Consider the following 20,525-nt stretch of genomic DNA (forward strand, 5'->3'; position numbering starts at 1 on the left):
TATTGATGCCTGTCAGTACAATATCGAGCAAGGCAATGGTGTACTCAACGGTTTTGAAATTGGTCGGATCTTCTGGCGAGCAGAAGAGGGTTTCGCAGAAGCTGATGCTATTGCCGGGATTTTAGGGTCCCCTTACGGCGAGCTAGCTTCTCTAAAGATACAAGAGAAGCTCCATAAGCCGTAGAATTATAATCCCAGCGATAATTAGGGTCATAGGGCATGATCCATTCTTGAGGTGGTGGATAGGAATGATTATGCTCTAAACAAACAACTCTAGGTTGTATAACCGAAATAGCCTCATAAACGTAATAGTCATTACTATCAATATCCACTGACAGAAAATCAATTTCTCCAGTAATACCACCCCTTTCAATTAAATTATTAATATTTTCGGCGTTAACTACCGCTTCGATAAATTTTAAGCGACCTTCCCCGATGGCATCTTGATAATTTTCTCTAATAGTTTTTGCATAGTCTGGCAAGGATTCTATCCACAATCCTGTCCATCCCTTTTCTAAAAGATAATGACTATTGTTTTCTCGTCCTGTTTCTGCTCCAAACTCCACAAAAACCTTTGATTTTATCCCAATTCTATTAAAGATTTCTTCTATAATGCCGTCTTCATCCGATTGAGAGTGTACCTTAAACCCAAAATGCTCTAACCTTCGTGGATCATCTCCTGCTCGAATCTTTCGGTCTTGTTTAATTTGTTCTATAACTGAATCCTGTTTATTCATGACTGATTACCTCACACCGATCCAAATATTACCGTCTTCGGGGTTTGATTAGCAACTAATACTGCTGACAAACTGATAGCGGTGTCCAGGATTCATGAGCTAATTGAACGATAGCCATCCAAAGTCAGTTGAGCAGTCTTTTGCCACGTGAAAAGCTTAGCACGTTGCCGCCCTTTTTCAATCATAGATGCTCGGTGTTCTGAGTCTTCTACAACTATCTCCATAGCGTTAACTAGTCCATCCACAGAATCTGGCTCAAATAAACAAGCTGCATTTCCTACCACCTCAGGCAAGGAAGAGGTTAAGCAGCAGATAACTGGACATTGGCATTCCATTGCCTCTAGGGGCGGTAAACCAAATCCTTCATAGCGGCTGGTATAAATTAGGGCTTGGGCGTTACGGTATAGGGTTTTGAGTAGGGCATCATCACCCCTAAGATAGATGAAATTTTGCCGCATATGATGGTCTTCCATAACCCTTAATTCTGATTCCAAAAAATCACAGGAACCCCCAAAACAAACTAATTTGAAATTATCCCGTAATTTAGCACTAGCAGCAAACGCTTTGAGGACTATTTCAAAATTTTTATATTTTGAACGAGTTCCCACATAAAGGAAGTAAGGCTGACTAAGGCAATCCTTTGGTAACTCACATTCGTTAGCGTCTTTAATGCGACTTGCCCAATAGGTTACTTTAGTTTTTTCCGGATTAACTCCCAATAATTCTACTAGATCATTTCGGGTATTTTCGGAAGCGACAAAAATTAAATCGGCTTGTTCAACTAGCTGCTGCTTATTTTTAATTAATTGCTGAAACTTAGCTTGCCCTGATAAAAATTTCTCCGGAATCATATCATGGATCGTTATCACAAGTTTCTTAGGGTTAACAATCTCGACTAAGTCAGCATCATAGTAGGTAGGATGATAGATATCATATTGTCTACCGAATCTACTGACAAACCATTGAAAGGAGAGTTTATTGATAGTGTCATTAATAGCCTTACCTGTTGGAAAGGGCAATTTTGGTATCACCCCATATCCGGTGAGTTGATCGCGATACTCTGAAATATCATACCCATCGCTCTTGATGCCACGATGCCAATGAATTGAGCAGTCAGAGTTGGGCGATAACTCTCGGATTAACTCAATAAAAATTCGGGATATACCACCAAATTTCTGGATAGCAAACATTTGATGGTCGTAGAGAATATCCACCGATTACCCAAGCCCCCGATGTGACATGGTTTTTATAGAAATAATATCAGGTTCTTTTAGTTTATCACTATCTTCCTGTGTCTCTAAATTATGATATACTTTACTCAATTGATGTTCACGCTCTGAGCCAGAAACCATTAGGAATAAATTAGCGCTTGTCGCACTCCCTAACGTTAGTGCTGCTTCTGGAGTTGGTATAGATTTTAGTACTCTTGGGTTAGAATCCACGATCCAGCCCCGGAGGTTTTGATTGTAAAGATTCACCAGCGAGGACATCAATGCTTCCCGTCGCTGCTCATTTAGATTCTTGGCACTCACTTCCATCATGATCACTAGATTTGGTGAGCGCTGAATGGTTTCCATAGCACCATTTAATACCGCAAATTCGTATCCTTCTACATCAATCTTGATAGCATCTATTTGGGATAATCCCAACTCTGGAAGTATGGAGTCTAGACTACGCACTGGAATTCTGAGCTTTTCACGCAAGACAGACCGCTTAGTATCATCCATACCACTAAATGCGGATTCCTGGGTAATATAAAAGTCTGTTTCTCCATCTTCAGCACCGATGCATAGGTCATGGCAAGAAACTAACTGTTGTAAGTGGTTAACTTCTACATTCTGTTGTAAAAGCTGGTAGGCATCTGGGTTAGGTTCAAAGGCATGAACACAACCGCTGGGAGTTAATTTTGTAGCTGATGATACGGCGTAGTAACCAAAGTTTGCTCCTACATCTAGCACAATGGAATTGGCATTGAGCAGACCTAAAAAGAGTTGGGCATCAAAGTATTCTTGGTAATGGCCATAGAAAAAGTCACACCCTAGTCGATCCCCGACATCAACGTGGAATGTCAAGCCTGATGGCAAATTCACTGCTTGGATATCCCGGACCCCTGCTGGATGGAGTTTTTCTCGAAGCGATCGCAAAAACAAGGTGTAGGGTACCGCCAAGTTGGGAAAATCCATCGCCTGAGGCAGAAAATGGTGGAATACCTGAAGATAAATCTCCATCTTATCCAACTCATTTATGGACTCATGGCTAGGTAAATGCTCTTCCTGACTATCCATTAATTCGTAAACTCGTCTAGTTATTGTTTAGCAAAATTATACTTTGGTGTGACAATCTCGGGTGAGGGAACTAAATCACTGACTTGTAAGTCTACTGTAGATGCTAAAAATAGTCGGCGTCTTTGGTGCTTGGTCTCCGTTTCCCAGAAATCTTCATGGTCTACATAACCCTGATAGTCGTATAGATAAGGAAATCCTGAAACTTGGAGCATTTTCAGCAAGCAGCTTCGGCTAGGAATCATGGCATGGTAGGTTAAGCCCTGGGTTTCATTTTTGCCTTCTTCAACTAGATAGGTAACTGGTTCATTTAAGGGGACATTCATACTTTCAATAAATAACACTTTTTTTGTTAACAACTGCAAATTACGAATGACTTTGAATGGATTTTCTGTATGATAGAGCAAGCCGAAGCAAAACACTAAGTCTGCTCCAGCAAATTGAGACATCTGTGGGGTAGATTCAACATCAACCTGATAAAACTTAGCTTCAGGTACCCGTTTACTCGCTTCTTCAACAAGTTCTTGTCTCCCCTCTAAACCAATTACATTTACTCCCCAATTCACTAGCTTTTTAGAAAACCAACCAGGACCACATCCGACGTCAATGCAAGTGGTGAAACTTAATCCCTGATTGAGTCTAAGCTGATTGAGAATGTTTTCCGCTACAGCCCAGCGGGCTTGATTAATCGCAATATAGTAAGGTTCATCAAATAACATGGTTATAATTTCGATAAAATTATTGATAACAAACTTGTATAGCAAAGGGAGTAGGGAGTAGGGAGTAGGGAGTAGGGAGTAGGGAGTAGTGAACAGAGGCAAGAGGCAGCTACCTCTACCCCCCTCAGACTACCCGCGCAGACTTCCGACACTTCCGACACTTCCGACACTTCCTTAGATTATGGGTATTCAACAGGATTTGAGATCAGTCCCAGGGGCAGCAGTGGAACTTATGGCAGTTTTCCATGATGCGATCGCGACACATTCCGGTAAACTGAGGGGTGGTTTATCGTATGATCTAGTAGCAATGAAAATTGGGCAAAAAGTAAAAGTGTTTCGTCTAAGAGACCGGGTAGGCAACAACATCGCAAATAAACTGGGACAAATAGGCACGATCACAGATTATAAAATGACCGATGGCAGTGGAGTTGGCGTGACGGTGAAATTTGAGGACAACAGCTCTACCTGGTTCTTTGAGGATGAATTGAAAGTCGTAGACTAGATTGTAATAAACGCGATCGCACCGAGGCAAAAGACTTGCACTATGGCACGGATTCTAACATTTCTGGGTAAAGGCGGCACAGGTCGCACTACTGTGGCAATTGCTGCCGCTAAGCAGCTGTCGAGCCTCGGTCAACGAGTGCTACTGGTAGGACAAGACCCAAGTCCTAGCTTTGGACTGCTGCTGGGGCTATCCCCAACGTCTGACCCGGTGGAAATAAGTCCTAACCTCCGGGTAGTACAGCTAATGACTACAGTACTACTGGAACGCAGCTGGGAAGATGTCAAAAAGCTAGAGGAGCAATATTTGCGATCGCCTACCCTAAAAAATGTCTATGGTCAAGAACTGGGCATCTTACCGGGGATGGATCATGCTTTAGCCCTCAACGCCCTTCGGGAGTACTACCAAAGCGGTCAGTATGACGCGATCATCTACGATGGCACCGGCTCTCAAGCTACCCTGAGAATGTTGGGAATGCCAGAAATTATCAGTTGGTATAGTCGTAGATTTCGCCAAGTCATGGCAGATTCTGACCTGGGCAAAGCCATTTCCCCCTTTATCCAACCAGTCACTAGCGCCATCCTAAATGTGTCATGGACGAGTGAGGACTTTGCTGGTGAATCAACGAATCAGGCCAACAATATGTTGGAGGATGGAAAAAATGCGATCGCAGATCCCAATCGGGTTGCATCCTATCTGGTCACTACCGATGACCCCGTAGCCATTGCCACAGCCAAGTATCTGTGGGGTAGTGCCCAACAAGTGGGTGTTACTGTCGGTGGTGTGGTGGTAAACCAAACCCCGGTAACCCCAGCAATAGAATCGGAATTTGCCCCTCTAGTCGTTAATGCTCTTCCCACTTCCCCACCAGGGGAAGATTGGCAATCCCTGATCGATGCCCTGCCAGATTTTAAACAGGCATCCCAGGCACCCAGACCTATGACTATCGACATTCCTGGTCGCAACGTTCGTTTATTCTTACCAGGTTTTAACAAAAAGCAGGTGAAACTGACCCAATACGGTCCAGAAGTCACCGTTGAAGCGGGGGATCAACGGCATAATATCCTGCTTCCCCCACAACTTAGTGGTCAATCCGTCAAAGGGGCTAAGTTTCAAGATGGCTATTTGATAATTTCATTCTAGGTAGTTGCTATGGCTGAAGAAAATCTAACTGAACAAAGTGCCAAAACCCGTCAGCTACTGGGTATGAAAGGCGCAGCTCCTGGTGAAAGCAACCTATGGAAGATTCGCCTGCAGTTGATGAAGCCAATTACCTGGATACCCCTGATCTGGGGGGTAGTGTGTGGTGCTGCTTCCTCCGGTGGCTACACTTGGACACTGGAAGACTTTCTGATGGCAGCCGCCTGTATGTTGCTTTCTGGTCCGTTGATGGCAGGGTATACCCAAACCCTGAATGATTTCTATGACCGCGAAATCGACGCCATTAATGAACCTTACCGTCCTATCCCATCAGGAGCCATCTCTATCCCCCAGGTGATCACCCAGATTGTGGTGCTACTCCTAGCAGGTATCGCTCTTAGCTACGGACTCGATGTTTGGGCGGGTCATGAATTTCCCACACTCACCTGTCTTACCCTAGGTGGTGCCTTTCTAGCCTATATCTATTCTGCCCCACCCCTGAAACTGAAAAAAAATGGTTGGCTGGGAAACTATGCTCTTGGTGCCAGCTATATCGCCCTTCCTTGGTGGGCAGGTCATGGCTTATTTGGTCATCTTAACCTGACTATTATGATTCTGACCCTGTTCTACTCCCTGGCAGGGTTAGGTATTGCAGTAGTCAATGATTTCAAGAGTGTGGAAGGCGATCGCGAATTGGGCTTAAAATCCCTACCGGTCATGTTTGGTGTTACCACAGCAGCTTGGATTTGTGTGGTGATGATTGATGTATTTCAAGCAGGGATTGCTGGTTATTTAATCAGCATTCATCAGAACCTCTACGCTGCTATCCTGATCCTATTAATCATCCCCCAAATCACCTTCCAGGATATGTACTTTCTCCGTGACCCCCTGAAAAATGATGTCAAATACCAGGCTAGTGCGCAACCGTTTTTGGTACTAGGGATGCTGGTTGCTGGTTTGGCTTTGGGTCATGGAGCCATTTAAAATAGGGAACAGGGAATAGAGAATAGGGAATAGGGAAAAAATCCTGTGTACCTCAGGTGCGACCCGTGGCGAATTTAATTCGCCTCGCAATTAAACCCTTAAAAATAGGGATAAATCGGTATTTAATACCACAAAATGGATATTGACATTTCCTTAGCGCTAGAGTATAATTGAAGTGTAGAACCCAGCTCTAACGATGCCAAGAAAAGAAGGAGTAACAAAAAGGATATCGACTCAAGTCGTCCCTGTGGCAGGGATGACAAAGTCGGTTGAACTTGAATTGCTGCAGGTAATGAAAAAGCTGGGTATCGTCAGGGCTGAGTCCTACAACAAGCTGGGAAGTATTAACCATTGGGGACTAGATTGGAAAAAGGCGTACCCAGAAGTAAGGAGTTTTAGGACTCCCGAATCCCTGGGACTACCTTCAAAACTAATGGAATGGACGGTCAGTGATGTAGCGAAAGCAATCACAGCCCAACAAGCAGCTTGCACTGAGGCAGTTGTCAAAAGGATTTACAAAAGGTTCTCTGGTACATACAACCAAAAGAGAAGAAAAGAGCTTTGTAGACAGCTCAAAACTTTAGCTTTCCTAGAAAATCCTCTACTACACAGGTTCGTCAGGAAGGAATACCAACGTGGGCATTCTTGGGTTAAGAACCAAATAGTCTATCAACAGGGAGGTTATACCTGTAAGCAACTTTCTCGCAACACTTATCAGTTAGAGTTAGCTGGGTTGAGAAGAGGAAAAAGGAACAAGGTAATCGTTAGATCTAACCGAAAACTGAAAGGACAGATTCGGTTGATACATAATCACGTTTTGCAAAGATTTGAGATTCATTTTCTAGTAGACCATGGAACCGTAGAAATACCATCGGAACTCAAGAGTGTAGGAGTAGACAAGGGATACACCGAAGCTTTCTATGATTCGGATGGTCACGCACATGGGAAGGGACTGGGGAAAGAAACTACCAAGAAACAGAAACGAATATGTGCCAAGAATCGCAAGAGAGGGAAACTATGGGCACTTCATAGAAAGCTAGAGGAACTCAATCCATCTAGATCTGCTCGAATACTGAAGAATAATCTTGGTAGAAAGGCGGAAAATAAGCGATATAGGCAAGACCAATCGGAACTTAAAGCCATTATAGGAGCCGCTTCTAAGTCTCTTTTCAATGGTGAATCGTTGAAAGTTTTTGCGGAAGATTTAACACAACCAATAAAAAATAAACGCCAGTCCAAAACCATGTCCCGCAAACTGAATAGTTGGATGAAGGGGGAAATGCGGGACTCCTTACAGAAGTGGGCTAATTGGACTGGGTCAGTTGTCACAGAAGTCCAGCCTAGTTACACGTCGCAAATTGACTCCGTGACCGGAACCCTGTTGGGGGTGCGGAGCGGAGACAGTTTTACCAGATTCAATGGGGTCGTGTTGCAGGCTGACCACAATGCTGCATTGAACATCCTTGCTCGGGGTACGGACTTCGAAATTACTCGGTATATGAACAAGACCGAGGTTCAGGCAGTATTGTTGCGTCGTACCGCGCGTTACTTGAAAGGGATGGGACTTAGTTTGCTTGATGCAGTTGAGCTTGGCTGGCTTGATTGTAAACATAGCAAAACTAAGGCTTTCAAGCAACTCCTCCCCGGGATGTGAGGAACGCCTAGAAAGATGGGTGGGAGGTTCAACTCCAATTACTGCGCTTACCACCCCTTACTCAGGCAACAATACATTGCACCTTGACCGTTTAATCCGGGTTTATCCTGTTTTATTACGGTTTAAGAGTATCCCAGCTGATATAGCAGTCGCCAGGGCAGTTAGGAAATGACAAAAGTCTCAAACCTAAGTAAGCGCAAGAGTTTGACTCTCTTGGTGCGCATTCTGATGGTGATTTTTAATCACCAGGGTCGCACCGCTTCTGACTTCTGACTTCTGACTTCTGCTATAGCTGATCGCTGATTGCTGATAGCTTAGAGTTTAAGACTACCAGTATTGACCACAGGTTGTATATTTTGCTCAGCAGTCAAAACCACTAGCAAATTGTTAATCATTGCTGCTTTTGTTTCCTCGTCTAGCTCAATAATTTGGTGATCGTTCAGCCGCTTGATGGACATTTCCACCATGCTCAAGGCACCTTCGATAATTTCTTGACGAGCTGCTATAATAGCTTGAGCTTGCTGACGCCGTAGCATGACTTGGGCAATTTCTGGAGCGTAGGCTAAATAGGAAATACGACTATCAATCACCTCGACACCTGACACCTCCAAGCGAGCCTGTAATTCTTCCTTGAGAGCTGCTGCAATCTCTTCGGGGCTGCCTCTTAGTGACGCTAGGTTTTCTTGATTAGTATCGTAGGGATAGCGACTGGCTAAACCACGGATAGCGGTCTCACTTTGGATGGCAACAAAATCTACATAGGAATTGACGTCAAACGTGGCTTTGGCTGAGTCTACAACTCGCCAGACAACTACCGCAGCAATCTCAATGGGGTTCCCTTTCGCGTCATTTACCTTCAGCTTATCGCTGTTGAAATTACGCACTCGTAGAGAAACCAGTTGCTTGGAGGCGAAAGGGTTAACCCACCAAAAGCCAGAGGTACGGACACTACCAACGTAGCTCCCTAGAAACACTAGCACTCGGGCTTGGTTAGGCTGCACAGTCAGAAAGCCTTTTACGGCAACCAAGGCTACGATCACTAGACCAATACCAAATAAGTTGTTGGTATAGAGAAATAAGTCGTTGATATTGGAAAACCCGACTAGACCTTTACCTAACCACACACCAAAACTAGCGATCGCAATAATCCCTACCAGAGCAGCAAAACCATTAATTTTAAAGGTAGGAATTTCCTGAATACGTTCCATTTGCATGTATCGTTTGTGTATTGCTCTGTGTTGTTTTAGCTAATTGGCTGATACATCTATTTTGCTTGGTTTATCGGGGGTTTGACAGTACCCGTAGGGGTACTAATGACTAATTTGACCGTAAACCTGAATCATTTGTTGTGCGATCGCATTCCAACTATAGTGCTTTAAAGCATAGTCCTGAGCCTTGACTCCCCGCAGTTGGCATTCATCCTGATTTTGAAGTGCTTCCCGTAACTGTCTAGTCAAAGCCTGAACCTCACAAGCACTCACCCATCCTGCTTCAGCATCTTTGACGTTTTCCCAAATATGGACTTGGTCAGAAATCACCACTGCTGTCCCAGCCACCATCGCTTCCGCTACCGCAATCCCAAAGTTTTCGTAGTAAGATGGCAGCACAAATACGTCCGCATCCTTTAACAATGCTGCTTTCAAATCACCAGTCACGAAACCAGTAATGGTGGTATTTGATGATAGAGTTGAAGCCTTGATCTGGTCTATGATAGTATTTTCATAATTAGGGTCTTGAGGATTAGTTCCCGCCAAGACAAAGTGAAATTGGAGTCCCTCGTTTAATAGCTTTTCTAGAGCTGGCATAAGTAAATTCAATCCCTTCTTCGGGTCAATACGAGACATAAACAACACTAAGGGTTGGTCATGGGGAATCTTCAATTCAGTACGTGCTCTCCCTTGTGGTTGCTGGAGTTGTTGCTGGATTGGCGGCGTTACTCCTAAGGGAATCACGATATCAGGGGATGCTGTCCCAAAACGTTCCGAAATCTTAGCTTCCTGTTGACTGGTAAAGTGTATACCAGCTGCTCCAGCTAAATTCGGTTTCTCCCACAGTGCGGCATAGATGCGCTTTAGCTGTTGTTTTTTCCGCAAATCCGCTGGGTCAAGGGTACCTAAGGGACGCAATAGGTAGGGTAATCCCCGTTTTCGGGCGATGGTAGCCGCTGCTGTACTGACTGGGGAAAACAAGGCATGGATATGGGCAAGGTCAAATTCTGAGGCGTGTTGCCATAGCCAGCGTAATAAGCCCAGGGAAAATTTATAGCGGCGAAAGGGAGAGCAACGGAAGTATCTGATCTGATAACCATCCTGTTCTACTGGTTGATCCAGGGGTACATCCAAAGGGGGTTGACCAGCATCCCCATTAGAGTTAGTAGTTAGTACTGTAATTTCTACCCCTTGAGATGCCAGAGCCTGAGATAGTCCCTTTACCATTTGACTCGGACCACCATATACCAGGGAAATCGACGGGACGATTTGTAAAATTCGCATGGGATATTTCTTAATAGCAAGTTGGGTCAAAGATAGCACTATTCCTAATCAACCTTAGGAGCAATCACGAGCTTACGCCATCATTGAGCAACCTTTAGGTAAGCATTCAGCCGTCAGCTAAAAGCTCACGCTACTTGAGGTGCCGTCAGCCTTGTGGCACAGGCTTTGGCCACGCTACGCGAATGGCCACGCTGTGCGAACGACGCGCTTGAGGTAACTCAGCATTATTCCAATGCTTACTTGTTGTCTTGATGCAAAGCGCGAGTGGGGGAAACCACGGCAGTCGCTCATGGGGGGAACCCCCAAGACCGCGCTGCCTTCCCAAGACCGTAATGGTGCGCTTTCCGTAGGCGAATTAAATTCGCCACGGGTCGCACCTCTGCATCGCTTATTCCAAAGCTGGTAGCTGATAGCTGATAGCTGATAGCTGATAGCTTAAGGATTCCTGTTCCCTATTCGGAAGTTCAACAGTTGTGACGGTTAACCTTCTTCAAGGTCACCAATATCCCGCTTCAGAGGTCGCTTGTAGGTAAAGGTGAAGGTATCGCCACTCTCAATGACCTGGCGGATTTCGCTATACATGGAATAGTCACCCACTCCACTGACACTTGCCCAGCCCCGCGCCCTAGTTAATGCCACAAATAGCTGGTTACGCAAACTGACATCACTCTCTTTCCTGGCAACATTATCAACACCGACCACATACACCATATCCGCTTCATTACCCTTTGCACGGGGCACACGAGATATGGTTACTCCACCATCTTTCCAGAAGCGATCGCGATCAACGTGGGGCCATTGAGGCTTTAGTTCATTCAACTCCAATGCCGTGGGAATATAAATATCAATGTCTTGCTCCATCAAAACAACAGCGACATGATTTTCTAATTCAATTGCTTCGGAAGTGGACCCTAAAGCTAGCACTAAGATTTCTTTACTGGCTTTAAGGTCATCATCAACCAGATTATGCATAATCTTATCTGCCAAAGCACTCATTTCTTCCTGACGAGAGCCATAGGTTTCAAAGTCTAATACTGGTGCGCTCCACAATTCAGGAACGGGATTGGGGGAGTTTTCTTTTGGACGATGGATGGTGATTTGTTGACCGGGAATAAAGTTTCCTTTGACTTCATAACCAATTTTTTCCCAATCTTCCTTTCTGGTAATTCCAGTTAGCATGCCCTCAGGACGTAGCAACCCCATTCCGAGCCCATGAGCAGCGGTGAGAATTGAGCCAGGAGTGCGGTAACAGCGCCGCATAACTTCAGATTTTTTAATACCACCGGGGTATTGTGGTCCTTGTGACAAAAGTCGGCTGAGATTTTCACCTAACAGTTCTTTTGTGGTAGGGATTTTTAAGGTGTCTAGGCTTTGAGCTTCGTCATAAGCCCAGATTAAGCGCCGTTGTTCTGGCTGTTCTGGGTTAACGGGTCGTAAGGCTTGATAAGCTAGCCAATAAATTGCTTGTTTGCCCTGGAATTTTAAATAATCTTCAGTAACTAAGTCTTGTCCTTCATCAATTAAAATGGCATCAAAGCAGGGTTCAATGTTGATTTCTTCCGATAGCCGTTTACAAAGTTCTGCTAAACCACGATTGGGCTGTCTTTCCCGAGTATCCCGAGCGGATTTGGGTCTAGCCCCATTTAACTGGCAAATTGTGCTGTATAAACCAGGCTGATCCTTAGCTCCCCAAGCATGAAGCACTCGCAGTTTGTGGTTAGTCTTGTGGTCATACTGGATATCGCCATTGCTGAAACGACGCAGCCATCGATCCACTAACCCAATCATTAAGTGGTAGAGGGTGCGACTAAAAAACACTAACCCAATCGTCCAGTCTGGGTGCTTCAAGTGCATATGAGCAGCTTTTTGGCATAGCAGCACTGTTTTTCCTGACCCCGCAATCCCCCGCAGCCGCTGAAACCCAGGAGGGATTTCTTTACCAATGTGTTCCTGCTGCATATCTAATTCGTAGAGTTGTTGGGTGTAAGCGGCTACAACATTAGCGCGCGTTTTGCCTTCGGTAGAGACTAGGCTACGCAGAGGTTTACGGAAAATTGGTGCTCCGCTGATCACGGCTAAGAGTAACTTCCACTGCTGATCATCTATGTCTTCTCCTGGTATCACTGATTCAGTTTCTTGAATACACTCTAGCAAGCCAACTTTACCCAGTTGGTCCTGGAAGATAATGGGAGGACAGTCTGGCAGTTGATCAAAACCGTGGTGTTGCCATTGTTCTTGAGTAATTAGAGGAAGAGCAATCATCGCCCTTCCGGTAACTTTGCGCCAAATAGCAGGTTCGCGATCGCAAAAGGCGAGTATTGCTTTTAACTGATGTTCAGCTTGTTGGTAGGGATGTGCTTCAGTGGTGGAACAGTTTTGGAGTTGCCACTGATCACCATCAATAGTAATAATTTCATCAATAGTGACAGATTGGATTTTAATTACTACTAGACCAAGGTCTTGATCAGTAATAAAAATATCAGGCTCTTTAGAGATTTCCCCTACTTTAGAAAAAATAGGATAGCGCCAGTAGCCAATACAATTGCGTTCTGAAAAAGCACTGCGAGTGGCATCCCACACTCTTTGTTTTCCTGTTTCTTCACTTTCTGTGATCGGTTCAGTGGTAATAAATTTGCGACCCTGATCTGTATCGATAACCGACATTTGGGCTAATTTCCTCTGGTAAGATTTACATCGCTTTTAAGGTGAGGTACACAATTTTAGGGAATAGGGAGTAGGGAGTAGGGAGTAGGGAGTAGGGAATCGGGAATCGGGAATCGGGAATCGGGAATCGGGATAAAATCCTGTGTACCTCATAAGTATGGGAAACGGTAGATTAAATCCGTATTGCTATAGCGCGTTACCATCTCGCCACATCTCCGATACCTCCCACACTTTCCTGTCTTTCTCTACTCCAAGCTCGGAAACTCCCTAAAACCCAAGACGAAAGTACTTCACCTAATTGAGAACTGCTATACTGCTGAATACAGTCCTAAAGCTAGAGTTCCCAAATTGTCAGCTATGGAATACAGGGTGCAGGGAATTCAAGGGGCGCGGGGAGATGGGGAGATGGGGAGATAGGGAGATTTGGCAAACTCTATTCTGGTAAGGCAAAAGCAAGCTGAAGCGGTTAATCTGCTTCAGTCCTGGATTGATGATGAGGATATTCAAGAGCAGCAAGAAACAGGTCAGTACTTGATTCATGCATTGGATCAGGATCGACTCTCGGAGCGTGAGTTATTCCCAATTGAGATGAAGGGTGTAACTTGGTGAGGGGAGCCATAGTGTTGGATGCAGGGCCGGTCGGTCTGATCACCAATCCCAAGCTGTCTCCTGTTCATCGAAAACTACTTCTTCCCGATTCCCGATTCCCGATTCCCGATTCCCGATTCCCGATTACCTATCCCCTATTTCCTGCGCACTCTCAACCAAATCAATAAACTCAGCTCGATAACCCTCTAAATCTACCCCTTCGGATTCCTTTGCTAATGTTAATGCTTGGTCAAAACTGGCTTTACCTTTGTAAGGAGAATCTCTTAACACCATACCAAAACTGGCAACGGCAGCGGAAAACTTAAAGTTATCGGAAGCATCGTCTAGCTTGACTGCTTTATCAACCAAGGGATAGGTCAGGAGTTGAGAGGTGTTACCATCAGGTTCTTTGTAACGTAACTTGACCTGCATTAATTCTTTGGAATTGGTTGTTGAAGCAGCATTGGATTGATATTTCAGAGGGTCAATATCCGGTAATTTGACATTAGTTTTCGCTCCCACAGGAATAATTTCATACAGTGCAGTAACAGTATGTCCAGCTCCTAATTCTCCGGCATCTTTAGTATCATCATTAAAGTCTTCATCCTTCAGCCGCCGATTTTCATAACCAATCAAACGATACCCTTGGACTTTGGCAGGATTAAACTCTACTTGAATCTTAACATCTTTGGCAATAGTGAGTAGAGTTGCTCCGATTTCGTTAACCAGGACTTTCTTAGCTTCTAACTCGTTATCAATATAAGCATAATTACCATTTCCTTTATTAGCAATTTTTTCCATCTTGGAGTCTTGTAAATTACCGGTACCAAATCCTAATACGGTTATGAAAACTCCTTTTTTTCGCTTCTGTTCAATTAGTTTAACTAATTCGGTATCACTGGAAACTCCGACATTAAAGTCTCCGTCGGTTGCGAGAATAACTCGGTTATTTCCTGATTTAATAAAATTATCCTGGGCGAGTTTATAAGCCAGTTTAATTCCTGCTCCCCCAGCAGTAGACCCTCCGGCATTGAGATTCTCAATAGCTGTTAAGATTTTATCTTTCTCGTTGCCTGGAGTAGGGGGTAAAACCACCCCAGCAGCGCCAGCATAGACGACAATACTAACCTGGTCTTCTTCTCTCAATTCATTGACAAGCATCCGAAAGGCATCTTTGAGCAGGGGAAGCTTATTGGGACTATTCATAGAACCGGAGACATCCAGCAAAAAGACAAGATTGCTGGGAGGTAAATCTTCAATGGCCATCTTTTCCCCTTGGATACCAATGTGAACTAATTGGTGAGTGGGATTCCAAGGAGCTTGAGAAATTTCTGTGGTAATCGAGAAAGGGCGATCGCTTTCTGGTTCGGGATAGTCGTAGTTAAAGTAATTAATTAATTCTTCGATACGGATGGCATCAGTAGGGGGGAGTTGACCGTTATTAAGGAAACGACGAAGATTGCTGTAGGAGGCGGTATCAACATCAATAGCAAAGGTAGACAGGGGATTATGCTTTACCCTCTGAAAGGCGTTCTCATCAATGGGACTATAGTTTTCTCTGTTGCTGACTTCTGGAATAGCTTGCTCTGGAATTGAGCGACTAGGAACTGCTTTCAAGGCTGCATTTGGGCTACCGGAGAGTGGCATTGAGGCTTGGGGTCTCAAAACTCTGTTACTGAAATTCTGATTAACACTATCCGCCGACCTCCCGACCTGGGCTGATTCCATAAGTTCTGATTGGCGCTGTCTTTGGTCACGTTCTACGTCTTGCGCTACAGGTAGATTAGAGCTTTTTTCTGATTCTTGGGCTGAACGCTGATTGTGGCAAGCTGTTGTTAGCTGTGCCAAGATAGCGACCATTCCGGAAAGGAGGAATAGTCTAAGTAATTTGTTCATTTGATTTGCCCTCTGTATTGCTTATTCCTAAGCTAGTCCACCACAGAAGGCTGATGGTCTGTGTTGCGCTTTCTGTAACGGTTAATCGGGAATCGGGAATCGGGAATCGGGAATCGGGAATCGGGAAGTTAGAATTTAGAATTTAGAATGGGGAATCGGGAATCGGGAATCGGGAATAGATTAATCGTTTGGTGGGCAGTGCCTAGGAATCCTATGGTCAGCTAATGAATCTGGAGGAAATTACGCTGACCACTGACGGCTGACGGCACCTCAAGTAGCGTGCGCGTAGCGCATATGCTTACGTTAGGCTCTATATTAAATGGTATTTCCCAGGGTAAACGGATCTAATTTTGTTAATTCATATCCATAGTGTTTTTACCATTAAATAAACACTATATGTATAAAATATATTGTCAACTATCGCCATAAGGCCAGGTTTATTGAAAAGTACCCGTGGTTGATTGACAAGATGGGTTTATTCTATGATACTTTTACAGATATAGGAGTGGAAGCAAAGCTTAAGATATCTTCGGCTTCCTGCTCCAAAGCTACCTGATACCTTTCAAGAAAAATACTATGTCTTAAACTGTACTTCTCTTCCTATAAAATTAGATAAACAATGGCTACTTGCCATGGTGTATACTGATGTTGTTAACCTTGATGTTGTTAACCTTTTTTAGAGACGTTATACTAATTAGGAGGTAGACGTCATTTTTTTTGGTTCGCTATTCCCTATATCCTTTTATAGGTTCCGGTAATCCACTTTTCTGGTGATCCGCTATTTCCTGTTGTCTAAAATTCAGGATTATCTACCTCAAATCGTTTAAAACAACTGTTTACAACCACTATATAATCCCTAATTAAGGAAGTTGATCATGTCTACTAAAAGTTCTGCAATCTGGGGATCTTCTTCCTTAGCAATTGCCATTTTTGCCCTATCGTCTTCACCAATTCTGACTCGCATAACAGAACATGATATGGGCCCTTATGGAACAATATTTAATCGGTTTTGGATTGCCAGCCTAGCGTTGGGCCTTGGCAAGGTTGTCAAACTACTTTGGGATAAGCACAGCGGACGCTTATCTACTACTGATAACACTGATAACAAGGCTTATACTGTAAAGGATTTTTTCTCCTTATTTCTTGTTGCTAGCTTAGATTCAATTTGCCTAGTGACGTGGGCTTGGTCTCTGACAAAAACAAGTGTTGCTAATTCTAATCTTCTCCACAACACCACTCCTATTTTTGCAGCTGTCGGCGGATGGTTACTGTTAAGCCAATCCTTTAATCGTCGCTTCCTAATCGGCATGATGCTGGCTCTAGGAGGAACGTTCTTAATTGGTTTTAACGATTTTCATATCGATCGAGATACATTGATAGGGGACAGCGTTGCATTACTATCTGCCCTTTTCTATGCGGCTACACTTTTGGTAACAGAGAATCTCCGAGTAAAATTTGACACAAGCACAATTTTACTATGGCTTTATACCTTGGGTGGCCTATTGTTGTTACCATTAACATTGCTATTTGAAGATAGACTATTTCCTGCTTCCTTTTCATCATGGTCTGCTGTTATTGGCCTAGGACTTTGTGGCTCTATAATTGGATTGGGTGCATTATTCTATAGTCTCAAACAATTTTCATCTAGCTTTGTCTCTCTCATCCTATTGCTGGAACCCATGATTGCAGCATTATTTGCCTGGCTAATTTTTGCAGAAAAATTGAGTTGGTTAAATGGCTTGACGTTTATAATCGTATTATCTGGGATTTATCTGGCTCAATCAGATGGAGAATTAGATAATATCGGCTCTACCGAAGCTACTTAATATGTAATAGCAAAGGGAACAGCTAGGGGAGCATGTCAAATTTGTAATTAGGTACATAGATCCCCCCTAACCCCCCTTAAAAAAGGGGGGAATTAGATTGAAAAGTCCCCCTTATTAAGGGAAACGGGGGATCTGAATCAGGGATTAACAAAACTGACATGCACCCATCAGCTGGTGGGCAGTGCCTAGCAATTCTATGGTTAGCAAATGAATCTCTGTGAAGCACTGCCCACCCTACTTGCTATTCCTACTGAACCCAGTTAAGATTCATCTTGACATTCCCCGCGCCGAAGCCCCAAACCTCCCACACCTCCCACACTCCCCACACCTCCCTCTCTTTCCCTATTCCCTATTCCCTATTCCCTATTCCCTATTCCCGATTCCCGATTCCCGATTCCCGATTCCCGATTCCCGATTCCCGATTCCCTGTTTCCTGTTCCCTAATCTCTGCTTCCAATGCCCGATTTGCCCAATCCCGTGCTTTGATAGCGTCTCGGTAGTTTGGCTGGTAGCGCACTGCTTTATCATAAGCAGCGATCGCTTTTTTATACTGGTTGACTTTAACTAATGCATTGCCTAGGCTATACCAGGCTTGGCTGTAGTCAGGTTTATAGTTAACTGCTTGTTGGTAAGATGCGATCGCATCTTTATATCGTTCCAATTTATAGAAGGTATTGCCTCGACTGTACCAAGCTTGGTAAGGCTTGGATTTTAGTTTAATGGCTTTGTAGTAAGCTTCCAGGGCATCTTCATATCGCTGGACTTGATGGAGTGTCCAACCGCGACTGTACCAGGCTTGATAGGAATTAGGCTGGAGTTTAACGGCTTGCTCAAAGGACCCTAAGGCTTCTTGGTATTTCCGTAATTTATTTAAGGTATTGCCCCAGCTATACCAAGCTTGGTAGAAGTTGGGCTGGAATTGAACAGCTTGCTGATAAGACTTGGCTGCATCTTTATACTTTTGCAAATTGCTCAAGTCATTACCCCGCTGATACCAGGCTTCAGCGGAATTAGGTTTGTAGTCTAAGGCTCGGTCGTAGGATTGTACCGCTGCTTTATATTGACGCAAATTATGTAATGCCCAGCCCCGTCTATACCAAGCTTGGTAAGAATCGGGTTTGAGTTTAAGGGCTTTGTCAAAGGATGCGATCGCATCAAAATAATTCTTGGACTTAACCTGGACATTACCAAGACTGATCCAAGCATCCAAGTCATTGGGCTGGAGTTCCAGGGCGCTATTAAACGCTTTAATTGCTGCGTCATAACGCTTCAACTGCTCCAAGGTTTTACCCCTACCCTTCCAAGCTGCACTATAATCCGGCTCAATTTGAATCGCTTGGTCGTAAGCGTTTAGAGCTTCTTCATAGTACTTTAGTGCAAACAAGGTCTTGCCCTGACCTTGCCAAGCTGGAGCATATTCCCCTCGGATTTCCACAGCTCGATTATAAGCGTTCAGAGCCTGTTCATAGCGCTTCAATTCTAAAAACGTTTCGCCCCGGTTATACCAATCCGTAGCATTAGCTCCCCTGAATGCTTTCACCATAAAAACCGTTGCCGCAAACCCCAATCCAATCACCCCGGTGTACATTAACACTTGGTACCGTTTTAGTCTGAATCGTTGCGGTTTAGGGAGCAGGGGTTGTATAGATGACGCAATTCCCAACACTAAGGTAGCGCCAGTTTTAGTAGTGTTAGTATTTATGTTATTATTACTAGTTTTATTACTAGTTATAGTAGTCAGTGCTTGTAAGGCTAAGGTAGCTGATTGGTAACGCTCTCGGAAATCATAGCACACCATTTTATCTAAACTATCGGCTAATTCAGCACTTACTGATATCTGGTTATGCCAGGTGATTTCCCCTGTATCAGGGTGAAGGGGCAATTGGTGAGGACGTAAACCGGTTAAACCAACAATCCCGATCATCCCGACAGCATAGATATCACTGCTTAATTGCGGGTAACCATTGGCTTGTTCACTCGGTCGATAGCCAGGAGTACCAATAGCAACCGTAAAGCCAGTGTTGCCCCCTTCCAGGATCTGAGTACTCACTTGTTTAACCGCACCGAAGTCAATCAGTACTAATTTGCCATCTGATTTACGCCGAATGATGTTTTGAGGATTGATATCTCGGTGAATAATATGCCGTTGATGAACAAATTCTAAAACTTCCAGGATTTCCTGCAACAGGGAAATCACCTGATGTTCATTGACCTGGGTTCCTGGTACAAGTTCCTGGCTGAGGTCTTCCCCTTCAATCAATTCCTGCACCAGATAGAAGTCTTTATTTTCTTCAAAATACGCAAAAAGCTGGGGAATTTGCTCATTACTTCCCAACTGGTGTAGTATTTTGGCTTCTGTCTCAAACAGTCGCCTAGCGGTCTGCAATGTCAAGGTATCCGTGGCTACTGGCTTGAGCTGCTTAACCACACACTGATTCTCACCAGGCAAGTGTTGGTCTTCAGCTACGAAAGTCTGACCAAATCCACCTTGTCCCAGTTGACGAATAATTTTATAGCGTCCACCGATCGTTTGTCCAAGACCCAAGTTCATCCAAGTTCTATTGCTCCGGGAAATCCTCACCACCTATTCAAGGAGGTAGATCACTAGTGATAGTGCTACCCATGATAATATACAAAATCCTTAAGTGGTGATCAGAACGTTATCGCTACGATAAAATAGGGTGGGCAGTCCAGCCGTGAGATTGATGTGCTTGCCTAGGCTTGTTTTAAGCACTGCCCACCAAAGGATTAATCACAGAAAGTAGTAGGCTGGGCAGTGCCGCAGTAAGATTGATGTGTTTGCGATCGCGTAGCGGCTCGTACCGAGCATCGCGTTTTTAAGCACTGCCCACCAAAGTAGTAGGGTGGGCAGTGCCGCCGTTAGATTGATTTGCTTGGGTACACTTGTTTTAGGCACTGCCCACCAAAGGATTAATCACAGAAAATAGTAGGCTGGGCAGTGCCGCCGTGAGATTGATGTGTTTGCGATCGCGTAGCGGCTCGTACCGAGCATCGCGTTTTTAGGCACTGCCCACCAATTG

General features: G+C 44.3%; 18 protein-coding genes. 7 read left to right on the top strand and 11 right to left on the bottom strand.

Features of this window, described 5'->3' with window-relative positions:
* Positions 1-107 precede the first annotated feature (107 nt).
* From F6J94_RS09055 to F6J94_RS09075, 5 genes are all read right to left on the bottom strand, one after another.
* Positions 108-737: a hypothetical protein gene (locus F6J94_RS09055; protein ID WP_293039227.1), complete on the bottom strand. Its 630-nt coding sequence runs from the start codon at positions 735-737 to the stop codon at positions 108-110.
* A 92-nt stretch (positions 738-829) separates the two neighbouring features.
* Positions 830-1,951: a glycosyltransferase family 1 protein gene (locus F6J94_RS09060; protein ID WP_293039230.1), complete on the bottom strand. Its 1,122-nt coding sequence runs from the start codon at positions 1,949-1,951 to the stop codon at positions 830-832.
* 3 nt (positions 1,952-1,954) lie between these two features.
* A complete protein-coding gene (locus F6J94_RS09065) occupies positions 1,955-3,022 on the bottom strand; it encodes an FkbM family methyltransferase (protein WP_293039233.1) in 1,068 nt (355 codons plus the stop codon).
* A gap of 20 nt (positions 3,023-3,042) precedes the next feature.
* The gene (locus F6J94_RS09070) at positions 3,043-3,738 is read right to left on the bottom strand and encodes a bifunctional 2-polyprenyl-6-hydroxyphenol methylase/3-demethylubiquinol 3-O-methyltransferase UbiG (RefSeq protein ID WP_293039279.1); all 696 of its coding nucleotides are present in this window, start codon (positions 3,736-3,738) and stop codon (positions 3,043-3,045) included.
* A gap of 2 nt (positions 3,739-3,740) precedes the next feature.
* Positions 3,741-3,908, bottom strand: coding sequence for a hypothetical protein (locus F6J94_RS09075; RefSeq protein ID WP_293039236.1), 168 nt, complete (start codon positions 3,906-3,908; stop codon positions 3,741-3,743).
* An 11-nt stretch (positions 3,909-3,919) separates the two neighbouring features.
* Here F6J94_RS09075 and F6J94_RS34200 point away from each other — a divergent pair, with 11 nt between their 5' ends.
* The 4 genes from F6J94_RS34200 (at position 3,920) to F6J94_RS09095 (ending at position 8,018) form a co-directional block, all read left to right on the top strand.
* Positions 3,920-4,240, top strand: a complete 321-nt coding sequence (locus F6J94_RS34200) for a DUF2862 domain-containing protein (RefSeq protein ID WP_367142182.1) — start codon at positions 3,920-3,922, stop codon at positions 4,238-4,240.
* Between the two features lie 42 nt (positions 4,241-4,282).
* A complete protein-coding gene (locus tag F6J94_RS09085; protein WP_293039239.1) occupies positions 4,283-5,383 on the top strand; it encodes an ArsA family ATPase in 1,101 nt (366 codons plus the stop codon).
* A gap of 9 nt (positions 5,384-5,392) precedes the next feature.
* Entirely contained in the window at positions 5,393-6,364 is a 972-nt protein-coding gene (chlG, locus tag F6J94_RS09090; RefSeq protein ID WP_293039242.1) for a chlorophyll synthase ChlG, read from the top strand.
* 196 nt (positions 6,365-6,560) lie between these two features.
* Positions 6,561-8,018, top strand: coding sequence for a zinc ribbon domain-containing protein (locus F6J94_RS09095; protein WP_293020453.1), 1,458 nt, complete (start codon positions 6,561-6,563; stop codon positions 8,016-8,018).
* Positions 8,019-8,332: 314 nt separating this feature from the next.
* Here the strand turns inward: F6J94_RS09095 and F6J94_RS09100 are convergent, their stop codons facing one another.
* The 3 genes from F6J94_RS09100 to F6J94_RS09110 all read right to left on the bottom strand — a co-directional run bounded on the left by F6J94_RS09100 (position 8,333) and on the right by F6J94_RS09110 (position 13,174).
* On the bottom strand, positions 8,333-9,226 hold the full coding sequence (locus tag F6J94_RS09100; protein WP_293039245.1) for an SPFH domain-containing protein: 894 nt from the start codon (positions 9,224-9,226) through the stop codon (positions 8,333-8,335).
* Between the two features lie 102 nt (positions 9,227-9,328).
* On the bottom strand, positions 9,329-10,510 hold the full coding sequence (gene hpsP / locus F6J94_RS09105) for a hormogonium polysaccharide biosynthesis glycosyltransferase HpsP (RefSeq protein WP_293039247.1): 1,182 nt from the start codon (positions 10,508-10,510) through the stop codon (positions 9,329-9,331).
* Positions 10,511-10,990: 480 nt separating this feature from the next.
* Positions 10,991-13,174, bottom strand: coding sequence for an ATP-binding domain-containing protein (locus F6J94_RS09110; RefSeq protein ID WP_293039249.1), 2,184 nt, complete (start codon positions 13,172-13,174; stop codon positions 10,991-10,993).
* A gap of 423 nt (positions 13,175-13,597) precedes the next feature.
* Between F6J94_RS09110 and F6J94_RS09115 the strand changes: the two genes are divergently transcribed.
* Together F6J94_RS09115 and F6J94_RS09120 are read left to right on the top strand one after the other, a co-directional pair.
* Positions 13,598-13,783 (top strand): hypothetical protein, encoded by a 186-nt coding sequence (locus F6J94_RS09115; protein WP_293039251.1) that lies wholly within the window; start codon positions 13,598-13,600, stop codon positions 13,781-13,783.
* 14 nt (positions 13,784-13,797) lie between these two features.
* The gene (locus F6J94_RS09120) at positions 13,798-13,950 is read left to right on the top strand and encodes a hypothetical protein (protein WP_293039253.1); all 153 of its coding nucleotides are present in this window, start codon (positions 13,798-13,800) and stop codon (positions 13,948-13,950) included.
* Here F6J94_RS09120 and F6J94_RS09125 read toward each other — a convergent pair.
* Entirely contained in the window at positions 13,907-15,658 is a 1,752-nt protein-coding gene (locus tag F6J94_RS09125) for a VWA domain-containing protein (RefSeq protein WP_293039255.1), read from the bottom strand. The genes F6J94_RS09120 and F6J94_RS09125 overlap by 44 nt on opposite strands.
* A gap of 875 nt (positions 15,659-16,533) precedes the next feature.
* Between F6J94_RS09125 and F6J94_RS09130 the strand changes: the two genes are divergently transcribed.
* Positions 16,534-17,484: a DMT family transporter gene (locus F6J94_RS09130; RefSeq protein WP_293039257.1), complete on the top strand. Its 951-nt coding sequence runs from the start codon at positions 16,534-16,536 to the stop codon at positions 17,482-17,484.
* A 370-nt stretch (positions 17,485-17,854) separates the two neighbouring features.
* Here F6J94_RS09130 and F6J94_RS09135 read toward each other — a convergent pair whose 3' ends face one another.
* Together F6J94_RS09135 and F6J94_RS09140 are read right to left on the bottom strand one after the other, a co-directional pair.
* Positions 17,855-20,065, bottom strand: a complete 2,211-nt coding sequence (locus tag F6J94_RS09135; RefSeq protein WP_367142183.1) for a tetratricopeptide repeat protein — start codon at positions 20,063-20,065, stop codon at positions 17,855-17,857.
* 171 nt (positions 20,066-20,236) lie between these two features.
* Positions 20,237-20,401, bottom strand: a complete 165-nt coding sequence (locus tag F6J94_RS09140) for a hypothetical protein (RefSeq protein ID WP_293039259.1) — start codon at positions 20,399-20,401, stop codon at positions 20,237-20,239.
* Positions 20,402-20,525 lie beyond the last annotated feature (124 nt).

It is taken from the genome of Moorena sp. SIO1F2 (assembly GCF_010672755.1).
Classification (GTDB): Bacteria; Cyanobacteriota; Cyanobacteriia; order Cyanobacteriales; family Coleofasciculaceae; genus Moorena.